We start from the raw sequence: 14,960 nt of genomic DNA on the forward strand, positions 1-14,960 counted from the left end.
GGCCCCGTAGAAACATTTTTGATCTCAACGGAGAGACACCATGAAAACTTTGACTGCCCTGTTCGCCACTGCTGCCCTTGCCCTGAGCGCCAACGTTGCAATGGCTAAAGATGTACAGCCTGACGAGGTCGTAAAACTGGTCAACGCCAAGACCATCAAGTCTCTGGACGAACTCAAGGCCGCCGCAGTAGCCAAGCACCCAGGCGCAACCGTCACCGATTCCGAGCTGGAAGACGAGTACGGCCGCTACATCTACAAGGTCGAACTGCGTGACGCTCAGAATGTCGAGTGGGATGTCGACATGGATGCCAAGACCGGTGAAATCCTCAAGGATGCCCGGGATAACTAATGACCGTTCGATCGCGAACAGCACAGACACTTCTCATCGCGCTGTTGGCCCTCTGCTCGCTGGCTTCGGCCCGCGACCTCGATCAGGATGAAGCCCTGCAATTGCGTCAGCAGGGCGTGATCCTGCCGCTTGAGCAACTGCTGCAGTCCGCCCTGGGGCGTTACCCCGGGGCGAAACTGCTGGAAGCGGAGCTGGAAGAGAAACACGACAGGTATGAGTACGAGGTCGAATTGCTGACCCCTGAAGGCGTGGTACGCGAGATCAAGCTCGACGCTACCAATGGAGCGCTGCTCAAAGACGAGGAAGATGACTGATGCGCCTGTTACTGGTCGAGGACAACGTGCCGCTGGCGGATGAACTGACCCAGAGCCTGCAACGCCAGGGCTATGCGCTCGACTGGCTGGCCGACGGCAGGGATGCGGTCTACCAGGGCAGCAGCGAACCCTATGACCTGATTATTCTCGACCTCGGCTTGCCTGGCTTGCCGGGGCTTGAGGTGCTGGCCCAGTGGCGGGCATCGGGGCTGGTGACACCGGTGCTGATCCTCACCGCGCGCGGCTCGTGGGCCGAGCGTATCGAGGGGCTCAAGGCCGGTGCCGATGATTACCTGAGCAAGCCGTTTCATCCAGAAGAGCTGCAGCTGCGCATCCAGTCGCTGCTACGCCGTGCCCGCGGCCTGGCCAACCAGCCGACCCTTGAAGCCGCCGGCCTGCAGCTGGACGAAGGCCGCCAGTGCGTCACCCGCGCCGGCGTCGACATCCAGCTCACCGCTGCCGAGTTTCGCCTGTTGCGCTACTTCATGTTGCACCCGCAACAGATCCTGTCGAAAAGCCACCTCGCCGAACACCTCTACGACGGTGAGACCGAGCGCGATTCCAACGTTCTCGAAGTGCACGTCAATCACCTGCGCCGCAAGCTCGGCCGTAGCGTGATCGAAACCCGCCGTGGCCAGGGTTATCGCTATGCCGGGAGCTGCGAGTGAAGTCGATTCAGGCACGCCTGAGCCTTGGCCTGATTGCGGTATTGGTGCTGGTCGGGCTGGCCCTGGCGCAGATCAGCCTGTGGCTGTTCGAGGCTGGCCTGCAGCGCTACCTGGAGACCGGTCTGCGCAAGGAGAGCGAAAACCTGCTGGTGGCCCTGGTACGCGGCCAGACCGGCCTTGAACTGGATGAACGGCGGATTTCCTCGGCCTATAAGCGGCCGTTTTCCGGCTATTACTTTCGCATCGATTTTGACGGCGGCAACTGGCGCTCGCGTTCGTTGTGGGACATGGACATGCCGGCGCCGCAAACCCCGGGGCTGCACGCCGGCCTGGAGCTGGGGCCGGAAGGCCAGCAACTGCTGGTGCTGCGGGCCGATTACCGGCGCCTGGGCCAGGCGATTTCCATCAGCGTCGCCCAGGACTATACCCCGGTGCGCGATGGCTTCAGGCGCATGCAGCAGATCGGCCTGGGGCTGGGCCTGGTCGCACTGTTATTGATCCTGGTACTGCAACGCATCACCGTGACCCGCTCATTGCGGCCGCTGGAGCGCGCCCGCGAACAGATCGCCCAACTGCAGCAAGGCCAGCGTTCGCAGCTCGATACTCAGGTGCCTACCGAGCTTGAGCCCCTGGTCGCACAGATCAACCACTTGCTGGCCCACACCGAAGACAGCCTGCGTCGTTCACGCAATGCCTTGGGCAACCTCGGGCATGCGCTGAAGACACCGTTGGCGGTGCTGCTCAGCCTGGCCTCCAGCGAACGCCTCAAAGACCTGCCGCAAGTCCGTGCCCAGTTGCGCGACCAGCTCGAGCAGATCCAGCAGCGCCTGAGCCGTGAGCTCAATCGCGCGCGGCTGGCTGGCGATGCGTTGCCGGGCGCGCAGTTTGATTGCGATGCCGAGCTGCCCGGGCTGCTGTCGACCCTGGGCATGATCCATGGCGAAGGCCTGGAGTTGAGCAAGCAGGTGCCGCCCGGTTTGCTCCTGCCCTGGGACCGCGAAGACCTGCTCGAACTGCTGGGTAACCTGCTGGACAATGCCTGCAAATGGGCCGACAGCGAGGTGCAGTTGAGCATCGAAGAACAGCCGCAACGCTATTGCCTGTGGATCGATGATGACGGCCCCGGTATTCCGCAGGCGGCTCGTGAACAAGTGCTTGAGCGCGGTACCCGGCTTGACGAGCAGGTCGATGGCCACGGCCTGGGCCTGGGCATCGTGCGCGATATCGTCGAAGCCTGGGGCGGGCAGATGCGTCTGCTTGAGAGCCCGCTGGGTGGCTTGCGGGTCAGCATCGAGCTGCCGCGCAGGGTCAGATAGCATCGCTAGCCCCGCCGCGGTTGCCCATACGCCTGACTGATCCGGTCGATCACCATCGCCAGCGCCACAATCGCCAACCCGGCCTCCACACCCTTGCCGACATTGAGCGTCTGAATTCCTGCCAGCACATCCTCGCCCAAGCCGCGCGCACCAATCATCGAAGCGACCACCACCATCGACAGCGCCATCATCACCGACTGGTTGAGCCCGGCCATGATGCTCGGCAGCGCCAGCGGCAGTTGCACCCGCCGCAGCCGCTGCCAGCGACTGGCGCCCAGGCCGTGGGCCGCCTGGGTCAGGCTCGGGTCGATCTGGCTCAGGCCCAGTTCGGTCAGGCGGATCAACGGCGGCAGGGCGTAGATCAAGGTGGCGAAGATCGCCGGTACCTTGCCCAGGCCGAACAGCATCAGCACCGGGATCAGGTAGACGAAGCTGGGCAGCGTTTGCATGACATCGAGCACCGGCATCAGCAGCTTGCGCGCCAACGGTCGGCTGGCCAGGAGGATGCCGAGCGGGACGCCGATCAATACGCACAGGCCGGTGCTCACCAGCACCAGTGCGCAGGTCTGCAGGAGCTTGTCCCACAGGCCGACCACGCCGATCAGAAACAACAGGCCGCTGAGCACCAGGGCGCGGGTGATGCTGCGGCTGGCGTGCCAGGTCATCAGCGCGACAATCACCAGCAACAGCCACCAGGGCGCCAGGCGCAGCAGGTTCTCGAGGCCAACCAGCACCTGCAGCAAGCCATCGGAAACGTTGCGCAGCTGGTCGCCGTAAGCCAGCACCAACCAATCGACAAAACGGTTAACGGCATCGGCAAAGGAGTAGTGCAGCGCTTCGGGAAAACCTCCACTCACAGGCCTGCCTCGACCTTGCTCGCCACTTCGGCGGGTAGCCAGGCTTTCCAGATACCAGGGTAATCGCGCATGAACCTGAGCGCGGCATCCTTGGGTGACTCGCGCTTTTCGCTCATCTGCGCCAGGGTCTTGTTCAGGGTATCGATGGGCAGGTCGACCTTGGCGAAGAACTCGACCAGTTCGGGATAGTCCTTTTTGAATGGCGCCGAAACACCAATCGACAATTTCGCCGGCAGTGAGCGCGTGCCTTGTGGGTTGGGGTTGCTGGCATCGGTCAGGGTCTTCCAGGCCTGGGCATCGAAAGCGGGTTCTTCCAGGCGCACCAGTTCGTAGCGGCCCATCAGCGGGGTAGGGCTCCAGTAGTAGAACAACACAGGCTTGCCGCGGCGGATCGCCGAGGTGATTTCAGCATCGAGCGCCGCGCCCGAGCCACTGCGAAAGTTCACGTAGTCCTGGTCCAGCCCGTAGGCCTTGAGCTTCTGGCTGTTGACGGTCTCGGAGGTCCAGCCGCTGGGGCTGTTGAGGAAGCGGCCCTTGTCGGGGGACTCAGGGTCCTTGAACACGGCCTTGTACTGTTTGAGGTCGGCCACCGAGCGCAGCTTTGGCGCCAGATCCTTGATCACGTAGGCCGGCACATACCAGCCCTCATCGGCGTTCTTCACCGTATCGCCGATGCTGAACACCTGGCCGGCCTGCTCGGCCTTGATCCAGGCCGGGCTGCGGCCGGCCCATTCCTCACCGATGACCTGGATGTCGTTGCGCGCCAGCGCCACTTCCATGCTCACGGTGCTGCCGGGCAGGGTATCGGTGGGGTAGCCGTAGCCTTTTTCGACAATCAGCCGCAGGATTTCGGTGGTGAGGCTGCCGCTTTCCCAGGTGATGTCGCCAAAGCGAATGGGCGTGGATTTATCGGCGGCGTCGCTTGAGGTGACCAGGCCCAGCGCCAGGAAGGCGCTGGCCAGCAAGGTGGTGATCGGCTTCATTGTGCCTCGCTCGCAGGGTAGGGAGTCCGGCAAGTGTAGTAGACCGATCGCGGGGCAAGCCCGCTCCTACAGATGAATAGGAGCAGGCTTGCCCCGTGAAGTTTTCACACCCGGAACTGATCCATCAGCCCCTGCTGCTGGTTGGCCAGGCTGTTGAGCGACTGGCTGACCCGCGCCGATTCGTTGGCCTGTTCCGACAGCGATTCGGTGACATCACGAATGGTCGCCACGTTGCTGTTGATTTCTTCGGCCACCGCGCTCTGTTCTTCGGCGGCGCTGGCGATCTGCAGGTTCATGTCGCTGATCACCGTGACCGCATTGCCGATCTGCTGCAGGGCGGTGACTGCCTGGCCGACCTGTTCGACGCTGCCCTGGGCCTGGCGATGGCTGCTGTCCATGGCGCCGACCACGTCGCGGGTACCGGCTTGCAGCTGTTCGATGACCTGGCGGGTTTCTTCTACCGACTCCTGGGTCCGGCGCGCCAGGTTGCGCACCTCGTCGGCAACCACGGCAAAACCACGGCCGGCTTCACCGGCACGCGCGGCCTCGATGGCGGCGTTGAGGGCCAGCAGGTTGGTCTGCTCGGCAATCGAGCGGATTACTTCCAGCACCGAACCGATCTTCTCGCTGTTCTCGGCCAGGCCCTCGACCTGGCTCATGGCGGTGCTCATGTCGGCAGCCAGGGTGTCGATGCTGCTGGTGGTACGGTCGATCACCGCCAGGCCCTGGCGGGTCGCCTGGTCGGCGTCGCGGGCGGCCTGGGCGGCTTGCGCAGCGCTGCGGGCGACGTCCTGGGCGGTGGCGCTCATCTCATGGGAAGCGGTGGCCACCTGGTCGACCTGGCGATACTGCTGCTCCATGCCGGCGCTGGTCTGGGTGGCGATGGCCGAAGACTGGTCGGCGGTATCGCGGGCGGCCTGGACCGAGCGCTTGACCTCGGCAATGGTCGGTTGCAGCTTGTCGAGAAAACGGTTGAACCAGCCGGCCAGTTCGCCCAGTTCGTCGCGCTTGTCGTAGGTCAGGCGCCGGGTCAGGTCGCCTTCGCCGCTGGCGATGTCCTTGAGCATCGCCGCCACGCCAAGGATCGGCCGGGTCACGGTGCGCGCCATCAACCAGATCAGCAACAAGCCGACGATGGCCGCCAGCAGGCCCAGGCCCAATTCCATCAGGGTGCCGCTGGTGTTGCGCTGGTCGAGCTCTTGCTTGAGGGCTTCGGCCGGGCCGGTCAGGGCGCTTTCCGGCACGTCGAGCAGCACGCCCCAGGGCTTGCCGCCAGGTATTGGCGCAAACGAGGCCAGCACTTTCAGGCGCTGATTGTGGTGGATGCTGTGCAGCGGCGTGCTGTCGCCGAGCAGGCGGATCAGTTCGGCGCCTTTTTCGCTATCGACCTGGTCAAAGCGCTGGGCCAGCTTGCTGGCGTCCGGGCTGTAGCCGGCCAGCAGGCCCACGGGGCTGAGGATGCCGACCTGGGTCTGGCCCTGGTAGAGGTTGCGGCTGGCCTGTTGGCTCATGGCCTGCAGGCTGTTGAGATTGATGTCGATGGACAGGGTGGCGATGACTTTGTCGGCCGCCTTCAGCGGGAACACGATGCTGGTCATCAGCACCTGCTGGCCGTTGATCTCATAGAAGTAGGGCTCGATCACACAGACCTTGCCGGTGGTGCGCGGGCATACCGACCAGGTGTTGGCCGGCTCGCCGCTGGGGCCGATGCTGGTGTCATTCATGTCGCGTTCGGGCAGCGCCATCGAGGTCAGCTGGCCCGGGGTCGGTTGCGACCAGTACAGGGCGAAGCGGCCTTTCTCGTTGCTGCCCAGGTCTTTCTGGTCGACGAACAACGCGTCCTTGTTGTCCAGCGCGTTGGGCTCGAACACCAGCGACAGGCCGAGCAGCTCGGGGTTGGCCTGCAGGGCCGCGCGCACCTGGCGGGTCATGTCTTCGCGCAGGTCGAAGGCATCGAGGAAGCGTTTTTCGGCCTGCTCGCGCAAAAACAGCACCTGGCGCGAGAAGCCGGCGCCGTACTGGTAGGCGTCCATGAACTGGCGACGGATGTTCAGTGCCTGGACTTCACCCTGGGATTCAATGCGCCCCTGGGCCGCTTCGGTGAGCATCTGCATGCTGCTGGCCTTGACCAGTTGCGTGCTGTGCTCCATGCGATACAGCGAGAGTCCCACCAGCAGGGTGACGATGCCGGCCAGGCACAGGCCGGCCAGCAGGGTGATCTTCCACTGAATGGAAAGTTGTCTGAACGACATGGCGAAGTCCTTTGATCCTGAAAGATTGAGGCTGCCGACTATGTCGGCCGCGATGCCGTTTTCTTTATTCAAACGTTCAATTGAAATGCGTCGTTTTCGTCTATTCAAGCGACACGTTGTCGCAGGTCGCCAAGGCCTTTTTTTGACAAGTGCGGGGGGCTGCTTCAAAGTGTGCGCCCTCCCATAAAAATACCTGTCGTTCGGCCACTGCTCGCGGGCAGTCTGTCGCCGGATCGGTCGCTTTTTGTCTGGTTTCTAGAGGTTACAGAATGAATGCAGTAATTGCCGCGGTCGGCATCATGCTGATATTGAGCCTGTCCCGTGTGCATGTGGTGATTGCCCTGATCATCGGCGCCCTGGCCGGTGGCCTGGTGGGTGGTCTGGGCATCGAAGGCACGCTCAAGGCGTTCAATGGCGGGCTGGGTGGCGGTGCTACGGTGGCGTTGTCGTACGCCTTGCTCGGCGCCTTCGCCGTGGCCATCGCCAAGTCGGGCATGGCCCACGCCCTGGCCGACCGCGCCCTGGCCATGGTCGATCGCCAAGGCCATGGCGAAGGCGGCAAGGTCAAGTGGTTACTGATCGGCCTGCTGCTGGTGGTGGCGATTTCCTCGCAGAACATCCTGCCCATCCACATTGCCTTCATTCCGTTGCTGGTGCCGCCCCTGCTGTACGTGCTGACCAAGCTGCAGATCGACCGGCGCCTGGTGGCCTGTGTGATGACCTTCGGCCTGATCACCCCGTACATGTTCCTGCCAGTGGGTTTCGGCAATATCTTCCTCAATGAAATCCTTCTGGCCAACGTCAGCCGCAGCGGTGTGGATGTCAGCGGCGTCAACGTTACCCATGCCATGGCCATCCCGGCTGCGGGCATGCTCTTCGGCTTGCTGGTGGCGGTGTTCATCAGCTACCGCAAAAAGCGCGTGTACAACCTGGAGAAAATCGAACAGGTCGAGCAGGTGGCGGTCAGCTACAACCCGCTGACCCTGCTGGTGGCGGGCTTTGCCATTGCGGCGGCGTTCATCATCCAGCTGTGGCTGGACTCGATGATTATCGGTGCCATGGCCGGCTTTCTGATCTTCTCGGTGTCGGGCATCGTGCGCTGGAAAGACACCGACGACCTGTTTACCGAAGGCATGAAGATGATGGCCATGATCGGCTTCATCATGATCGCCGCTTCGGGCTTTGCCGAGGTGATGAAGGCCACCGGTGAGGTCAAGACCCTGGTCGAGACCTCGGCGTCCTGGATCAACCACAGCAAGGGCGTCGGCGCACTGCTGATGCTGCTGGTGGGCCTGCTGGTGACCATGGGCATCGGCTCGTCGTTCTCCACCGTGCCGATCCTGGCAGCGATCTTCGTGCCGCTGTGCGTACAGCTGGGCTTTGATCCTGTGGCCACGGTGTGCATCGTCGGTACCGCCGGTGCTCTGGGCGATGCCGGATCACCTGCCTCGGACTCGACCCTGGGGCCGACCTCGGGGCTGAACGTCGACGGCCAGCATCATCATATCTGGGACACTGTGGTACCGACTTTCATCCACTACAACCTGCCGTTGCTGGCGTTCGGTTGGCTGGCGGCGATGATGCTCTAGGGCAGGGCGAGGGCTGAGCGCAAGGCTCAGCCTTTGGCGGGCGGCGGCGAGATGCGGTTGAGCACCATGTTGCCGTTCTTGTTCTGGGTCAGGTACACCGGCAGCACCTTGGGCAGGGTGCTGACCAGGCGCTTGATCTCGCTGGTGTTGTAGATGCCGCTGATGCGGATGCTGCCGGTACCGGTATCGGCCAGCAGCAGCGGTTTTTCCAGGTAGCGGTTGATCATCGGCAGGGCCTGGGCCAGGCTCTGGTTGTCGAGGATCAGCTTGCCCGTACGCCAGGCCAGGCTGTTGTCCTGGTTGGCGGTCTGGTCCAGACGTGGCTCATAGTCGCCGGCCTTGTAGCTGGCCTGCATGCCCGGGCCAAGACGATAGCTGCTGTCGCTGGCGTTGCCGTCACTGCTGACCAGCACCGAGCCTTCGACCAGGGTGACTTTGACCTGGTCATCGTACTTCCACACGTTGAACTGGGTGCCGGTGACCCGCGTCCAGCCATTGGCCGCGTGCACCACGAACGGGTGCTGGCTGTCGTGACGGACCTTGAAGAACGCCTCGCCCCTGACCAGGGTTACCCGGCGCTCATCCTTGTAGTTGGTGAAGCGCAGTTCGGTATTGAGGTTGAGTTCGACTTCACTGCCATCACTGAGCACTACGCGATTGACCCGCTCGCCGGTCTCCAGGGACTGGTATCTATTGGGCAGCCAGCCTTGTTCCCAACCGATCCAGGCGCCGGCTGGCAGGGCGACCAGGGCGATGGCTGCGGCGCTGGCCAACCGTTGCCATTGGCTGCGCTGCGGTCGAGGCAGCGCTACGACGTTGTCCGGGAAACTGCGTGGCAAGTGATCGGCGGTTTGCCAGATCTCGACCATCGCCTGATATTCCTGCAGGTGCAGCGGGTGGGCTTTCAGCCATTGCTCGAACGCGCGTCGCTCGGCGGCGGTACAGTCTTCAGCTTGCAGGCGCAGGCACCACTGTGCGGCGGCATCGGTGATGGCATCGTGTTCGGCGTCGCTGAGACTGGTGTGGTTCATTGAAACTCCCGGTTTTGTCCATTCTACCTTGCAGGGTAGGCGGGCGAGAACCGAGATAATGGCGAATGACTATCAGTTGTAAGATTTTTTACCGTCAAAACCCCGTAAAACCGCGGATCTGACAATGATTACCTACAAAATCACAGACGAAAGGTAGGCCTGCGCCACTGAGCAGCGGCGCAGGTTGTTTTCAGAACTGCGCGGCATCCAGCTCGAACAATGAAGCACTGCCGGCGCGAATGCTCGCGTGCAGCGACAGGGTGCGTGGCAGCAGGCGTTCGAAAAAGAACCCGGCGCTGGCCAACTTGGCACCGTAGAAGGCAGGGTCCTGAACCAGCGCATCGCGGGCGACCGCAGCCATGCGTGACCACATGTAGGCGTAGGCAACGTAGCCGAACAGCTGCAGGTACTCCACAGAGGCCGCGCCGATGGCATTCGGGTCGTGGCGCGCTTGCTCGCACAGCCACTGGCTGATGTTTTCAAGCCGGGCCAGGGCCTCGAGCAATGGTTGACGAAACGGCGGTTCGCTTTCGCTGAACTGGCGAATCTGCGCGGCAAAGGCCGCCAGCGCCTGGCCGGCATCGGCCACCACCTTGCGCCCGAGCAGGTCCAGGGCCTGGATACCGTTGGTGCCTTCGTAGATCTGCGCGATGCGCACATCCCGCACCAGTTGCTCCTGGCCCCATTCGCGAATGTAGCCGTGGCCGCCGAACACCTGCTGGCCGAGCACGCAGCTTTCCAGGCCGTTGTCGGTGAAAAAGGCCTTGGCCACCGGCGTCAGCAAGGCCACCTGGCGTTGCGCCGCGTTGCGTTCATCGGCGTCTTCGGCGTACTTGGCGATATCCAGTTGCTGGCCGACATAGGTGGCGAAGGCGCGCCCGCCTTCGGTGAGGGCGCGCATGGTCAGCAACATGCGCCGCACATCCGGGTGGACGATGATCGGGTCGGCAATCTGCTGCTTGTTCTGGGCGCCGCTGGCCGCGCGGCTTTGCAGGCGCTCACAGGCATAGCGGGCGGCGTTCTGGTACGAGGCCTCGGCGCAGCCAATGCCCTGGATGCCAATCGACAGGCGCTCGTAATTCATCATCGTGAACATCGCCGCCAGGCCGCGATTGGGTTCACCGATCAGGTAGCCGCTGGCGCCGTCGAAGTTCATCACGCAGGTGGCCGAGGCCTTGATGCCCATTTTGTGCTCGAGCGAACCGCAGCTCACCGCGTTGCTGGCGCCCAGGCTGCCGTCGGCATTGACCAGGCGCTTGGGCACCAGGAACAGCGAGATGCCCTTGGGCCCGGCCGGCGCATCCGGCAGCTTGGCCAGCACCAGGTGGATGATGTTCTCGGTCAGGTCCTGGTCGCCGCCGGTGATGAAAATTTTGGTGCCGCTGACCTTGTAGCTGCCATCGGCCTGGGGCTCGGCCTTGCTGCGAATGATCCCCAGGTCAGTGCCGGCATGGGGCTCGGTCAGGCACATGGTGCCGGCCCATTGGCCGCTGTACAGCGCCGGCAGGTAACTGGCCTTGAGTGCTTCGCTGGCGTGGGCGTCGATCGCCAGGCAGCAGCCGGCGCTCAGGGCCGAGTACAGGCTGAAGCTGCAGTTGGCGGCATAGAGCATTTCTTCGAACTGCACCGCGAGCATCTTCGGCATGCCCAGGCCGCCAAACTCAGGATTACCGGCCAGGCCCACCCAGCCACCGTCGCGGTAGGTTTGCCAGGCCTGGCGAAAGCCGTCCGGGGTGCGCACGCCACCGGCCTCGAAGGCCACGCCCTGTTCATCGCCGCTGCGGTTGAGCGGGGCAATCAGCTGGCTGGTGATTTTTGCCGCCTCTTCGAGGATGGCATCGGCGGTGTCGGCATCGACCCGCTCGGCCAGGGTCGGCAGGCGCGCCCACAGCGCCGGGCCATGGAACACTTCATGAAGGACAAAGCGCATGTCGCGCAGGGGAGCATTGAATTCAGGCATGGCAGTTCTCGCTGTCAAAGGGGGTCAGAGCGCCTTGGCCCAGTCGCGCAACAGGTACTTCTGGATCTTGCCGGTGGAGGTCTTCGGCAACTCGCTGAATACCACGGTCTTCGGTAGCTTGAAGCCGGCCAGGTGCTCGCGGCAAAAGGCGATGATCTCGGCTTCGCGGGTGGCCTCGCAGCCGGCCTTGAGGGTGATGTAGGCGCAAGGGGTTTCACCCCACTTTTCATCCGGGCGGGCGACCACGGCGGCTTCGAGGACTGCCGGGTGTTTGTACAGGGTGTCTTCGACTTCAATGGTAGAGATGTTCTCGCCACCGGAAATGATGATGTCCTTGAGCCGGTCCTTGATCTCGACGTAACCGTCGGCATGCCAAACGGCCAGGTCGCCGGTGTGGAACCAGCCGCCTCGGAAGGCCTCGCTGGTGGCTTCGGGGTTTTTCAGGTAGCCCTTCATTACCGTGTTGCCGCGCATGAAGATCTCGCCCAGGGTGTTGCCGTCGCGTTGCACCGGCTCCAGGGTTTGCGGGTCGGCGACCATCAGGCCTTCGAGGGTCGGGTAACGCACGCCCTGGCGCGATTTGATCCGCGCCCGTTCAGCCAGCGGTTGCTCATCCCACTCGGCGTGCCAGGCGCAGACGGTCACCGGGCCATAGACTTCGGTCAGGCCATAGACGTGGGTGACCTTGATGCCCATTTCTTCCACCGCACCAATGACCTTGGCCGGTGGCGCCGCACCGGCAACCATGGCATTGACCGGGTGATCGATCGCTGCCTTGGCCGACTCGGGCATGTTGATCAGCGCATTGAGCACGATCGGCGCGCCGCACAGGTGGCTGACCTGGTGCTCGCGGATCAGGGTAAGAATCTTCTGCGGGTCGACCCGGCGCAGGAACACATGAGTGCCGGCCAGGGCGGTGACGGTCCAGGGGTAGCACCAGCCGTTGCAGTGGAACATCGGCAACGTCCACAGGTACACCGGATGGTTGCCCATGGCCCAGGTCATCTGGTTGCCCAGGGCATTGAGGTAGGCGCCGCGGTGGTGGTAGACCACGCCCTTGGGATTGCCGGTGGTACCGGAGGTGTAGTTCAGCGAGATCGCCTGCCATTCGTCCTCGGGCCAGTGCCAGGCGAACTCGGGGTCGCCTTCAGCCAGAAACGCCTCGTAGTCGAGGTCGCTGACCGCCTGGCCTTCGCCGTATTCCGGGTCATCGACATCGATCACCAGCGGCGGGTATTTCATCAGCGCCAGGGCCGCTTCGATGACCTTGTGAAATTCGCGGTCAGTGATCAGCACCTTGGCTTCGCCGTGCTCGAGCATGAAGGCAATCGCTTCGGCATCCAGGCGCACGTTGAGGGCGTTGAGCACGGCGCCGATCATCGGCACGCCAAAGTGCGCTTCAAGCATGGCCGGAATGTTCGGCAGCATCACCGCCACCGTATCGCCCTGGCCGATACCGCGCCCGGCCAGGGCGCTGGCCAGGCGGCGCGAACGTTCATAGGTCTGTTGCCAGTTACGGCGGATCGCGCCATGAATCACTGCCGGGTACTGGCCATAGACGGCGGCGGTACGCTCGATGAAACTCAAGGGGCTCAAGGCAACATGATTGACAGGGGCGGGCGCCAGGCCCTGGGAGAAAATCGACATGAGGTCGTCCTGTGCAGGAGGCAGCCGCCCATTGGCGAACTGAAACCCCCGATGGCTGATTGTTAGCTCTGTTCAGGTGTCGTGAAGGGCAGGCCCTTCCGCTGTCGCAAGTTTTACGCGAATGGCTATGGTAACTGGAAGATAGACTATAGCAATATGGTATAAATACTATAAAAGCCCAGAGGCACCGTTTTTGGATACTTCGTTTTCCCTGCTGCTGGCCAAGGACCCGCAACCGAGCCTGTTGCTGGATGCCGAGGCTCGTCTGCTGACCAGCAATCCAGCCTTGCAGGCCTTGATGGGCCCCGAGCGTGACGTCGAGCGCTGGCTACCGAGCAACTACCGGGCCCTGGTACGCGCTTGCCTGGAGCAGGGGCGGGCGATCAGCGAGGTCGAGGCGCAGGTGGCCGGGCAGATTCTGCTCTGGACCTTCATCCCCGATGACGCCGGCCAGCAAGTGCTGGCGCGTTGCCGCGACGCCACCCCGGAGCGCCAGGGCGAGCGCGACGCCAGCCAGGCCCGGCGCCTGTACCGGTTGATCACCGAGAACACCACCGACCTGATTTCCCGGCACACGCCCGATGGCCGCTTTATCGATGCTTCGCCTGCCGCCTTGCGCCTGCTCGGTTACTGGCCAGAGGAGCTGCGCGGGGTGCCGGTGCAGTCGCTGTTTCACCCGCAGGATCGCCGGCAAGCGCTGTTGCAGGCGTCCCAGGCGCTGGAGCAGGACGGCTACCAGACCATGACCTGGCGGGTGCGCCACCGTGATGGCCGTTACCTGTGGTTCGAGATCGCCAGCCGCGCCATCCGCGAAACCTACACTGGCGCGGTGGTGGAAATTGTCAGCGTCTCGCGCGACATCAGCGTGCGCATCGAGGCCCAGGAAAACCGCCGGCGCCTGGCCGAGGTGGTCGAAGCCAACACTGACCTGGTGCTGTTCAGCGACCGCGACGGCCGCCTCAGCTACCTCAACCGTTCGGCGCGCCGGGCCCTGGGGCTGCAGGAGGTCGAGCCGCTGCCCGGCTTGCAGGCCTTGCTCGACCCAGCTCTGCAGCAACGCCTGCACAGCGAAGGCTGGCAGCGCGCCGAGCAGCAGGGCGTGTGGCAGGCCGAGGCGCGGCTGGTGCCGCATCAGGGCGGCGCGGCGTTCCCGGTATCGCTGGTGCTGCTGGCCCATCGCGCTGCCGGTGGCGAGCGCTACTACTCGCTGGTGGCCCGCGACATGACCGAGCGGGAACTGCGCGAAAACCAGCAGCGCCGCCATCAGGACGAACTGGCCCACAGCGCCCGGCTGATCACCCTCGGTGAACTGGCTTCGGGGATCGCCCATGAAATCAACCAGCCGCTGGCGGCGGTGGTCAATTACGCCAGCGCCAGCCTGCGCTACCTGCAAGCTGTTGAGCGCGACCCACAGGCGGCGCAACGGGTCGCCCAGGGCTTGCAGCGCATCAACGAACAGGCGACCCATGCCGCCGAGGTGATCAAGCGCTTGCGCGCCTTCCTGCGCAAGGAACCGCGGCGCTTGCAAGCCCTGGAGATTGCCGATGTCGTGGCCGAAGCGGTGCGCCTGTGCGACTGGGAAGCCAGCCGCGACCAGGTGAGCATCGAGCAGCGCGTGGTCGCCGGGCTGCCCGCGGTGTACGCCGACCGGGTGCTGCTCGAACAGGTACTGCTCAACCTGTTGCGCAACGCCATCGATGCCAATCGCGAACAGCACAACGGCCGGGCCTCGGGTATCCTGCTCAGCGCCAAGCTTGAGGCCGGTTGGCTGGCGATCCGCGTCAGCGACCAGGGCCCGGGGGTGGCGGCCGAGCGCCTGGACGGTATCTTCACGCCGTTCAACACCAGCAAGGCGGACGGCCTGGGGCTGGGCTTGAGCATGAGCCGCAGTATCATCGAAGGTTTTGGTGGCACCTTGCAGGCCCAGCCTGGTGAGGCGGGCGGATTGATCTTGTGCTGCCGGCTGGCGCCGGTGGCCAACAGTGGGGAGTGAT

At 63.8% G+C, this 14,960-nt stretch carries 12 protein-coding genes and 1 pseudogene; 6 read left to right on the plus strand and 7 right to left on the minus strand.

All coding sequences use genetic code 11. The annotated features are described in order from the left end of the window. Positions 1 to 40 precede the first annotated feature (40 nt). Genes LOY22_RS09210 through LOY22_RS09225 form a run of 4 tightly spaced genes read left to right on the plus strand, consistent with a single transcriptional unit; the run spans position 41 to position 2,647 of the window. A complete protein-coding gene (locus LOY22_RS09210; protein ID WP_093385069.1) occupies positions 41 to 349 on the plus strand; it encodes a PepSY domain-containing protein in 309 nt (102 codons plus the stop codon). Next, the gene (locus LOY22_RS09215) at positions 349 to 663 is read left to right on the plus strand and encodes a PepSY domain-containing protein (RefSeq protein ID WP_093385064.1); all 315 of its coding nucleotides are present in this window, start codon (positions 349 to 351) and stop codon (positions 661 to 663) included. Before LOY22_RS09210 ends, LOY22_RS09215 begins: the two co-directional genes overlap by 1 nt. Next, on the plus strand, positions 663 to 1,331 hold the full coding sequence (locus LOY22_RS09220) for a response regulator transcription factor (RefSeq protein WP_045201340.1): 669 nt from the start codon (positions 663 to 665) through the stop codon (positions 1,329 to 1,331). The genes LOY22_RS09215 and LOY22_RS09220 overlap by 1 nt, the downstream gene beginning before the upstream one ends. Beyond that, positions 1,328 to 2,647 (plus strand): sensor histidine kinase, encoded by a 1,320-nt coding sequence (locus LOY22_RS09225; protein ID WP_093385059.1) that lies wholly within the window; start codon positions 1,328 to 1,330, stop codon positions 2,645 to 2,647. The genes LOY22_RS09220 and LOY22_RS09225 overlap by 4 nt, the downstream gene beginning before the upstream one ends. Before the next feature lie 5 nt (positions 2,648 to 2,652). Here the strand turns inward: LOY22_RS09225 and LOY22_RS09230 are convergent, their stop codons facing one another. The 4 genes and pseudogenes from LOY22_RS09230 to LOY22_RS27040 form a co-directional block, all read right to left on the minus strand. Next, positions 2,653 to 3,504 carry a proline/glycine betaine ABC transporter permease gene (locus LOY22_RS09230; protein WP_093385054.1) on the minus strand — a complete coding sequence of 284 codons (852 nt, stop codon included), beginning with the start codon at positions 3,502 to 3,504 and terminating at the stop codon, positions 2,653 to 2,655. After that, a complete protein-coding gene (locus LOY22_RS09235; protein ID WP_093385051.1) occupies positions 3,501 to 4,487 on the minus strand; it encodes an ABC transporter substrate-binding protein in 987 nt (328 codons plus the stop codon). The genes LOY22_RS09230 and LOY22_RS09235 overlap by 4 nt, the downstream gene beginning before the upstream one ends. A 104-nt stretch (positions 4,488 to 4,591) precedes the next feature. Beyond that, entirely contained in the window at positions 4,592 to 5,347 is a 756-nt protein-coding gene (locus LOY22_RS27035) for a methyl-accepting chemotaxis protein (RefSeq protein WP_371128684.1), read from the minus strand. Between the two features lie 102 nt (positions 5,348 to 5,449). Continuing rightward, positions 5,450 to 6,739: pseudogene (locus tag LOY22_RS27040) on the minus strand (HAMP domain-containing protein); the annotation flags it as partial. 269 nt (positions 6,740 to 7,008) lie between these two features. On the opposite strand from LOY22_RS27040, the gene LOY22_RS09245 reads away from it, so the two are divergent. After that, the gene (locus LOY22_RS09245) at positions 7,009 to 8,328 is read left to right on the plus strand and encodes a Na+/H+ antiporter family protein (RefSeq protein ID WP_093385043.1); all 1,320 of its coding nucleotides are present in this window, start codon (positions 7,009 to 7,011) and stop codon (positions 8,326 to 8,328) included. A gap of 26 nt (positions 8,329 to 8,354) precedes the next feature. Here the strand turns inward: LOY22_RS09245 and LOY22_RS09250 are convergent, their stop codons facing one another. The 3 genes from LOY22_RS09250 to LOY22_RS09260 all read right to left on the minus strand — a co-directional run bounded on the left by LOY22_RS09250 (position 8,355) and on the right by LOY22_RS09260 (position 12,966). Then, positions 8,355 to 9,359, minus strand: a complete 1,005-nt coding sequence (locus LOY22_RS09250) for a FecR family protein (protein WP_093385040.1) — start codon at positions 9,357 to 9,359, stop codon at positions 8,355 to 8,357. Between the two features lie 190 nt (positions 9,360 to 9,549). Then, complete coding sequence (locus tag LOY22_RS09255; RefSeq protein ID WP_258597173.1) at positions 9,550 to 11,319, minus strand: acyl-CoA dehydrogenase C-terminal domain-containing protein; 1,770 nt, start codon at positions 11,317 to 11,319, stop codon at positions 9,550 to 9,552. 24 nt (positions 11,320 to 11,343) lie between these two features. Next, complete coding sequence (locus tag LOY22_RS09260) at positions 11,344 to 12,966, minus strand: acyl-CoA synthetase (RefSeq protein WP_045201348.1); 1,623 nt, start codon at positions 12,964 to 12,966, stop codon at positions 11,344 to 11,346. A gap of 193 nt (positions 12,967 to 13,159) precedes the next feature. Here LOY22_RS09260 and LOY22_RS09265 point away from each other — a divergent pair, with 193 nt between their 5' ends. Next, positions 13,160 to 14,959, plus strand: a complete 1,800-nt coding sequence (locus LOY22_RS09265) for a PAS domain S-box protein (RefSeq protein ID WP_309475570.1) — start codon at positions 13,160 to 13,162, stop codon at positions 14,957 to 14,959. Position 14,960 lies beyond the last annotated feature (1 nt).

The organism is Pseudomonas sp. B21-035 (genome assembly GCF_024748945.1).
Taxonomy (GTDB): domain Bacteria; phylum Pseudomonadota; class Gammaproteobacteria; order Pseudomonadales; family Pseudomonadaceae; genus Aquipseudomonas.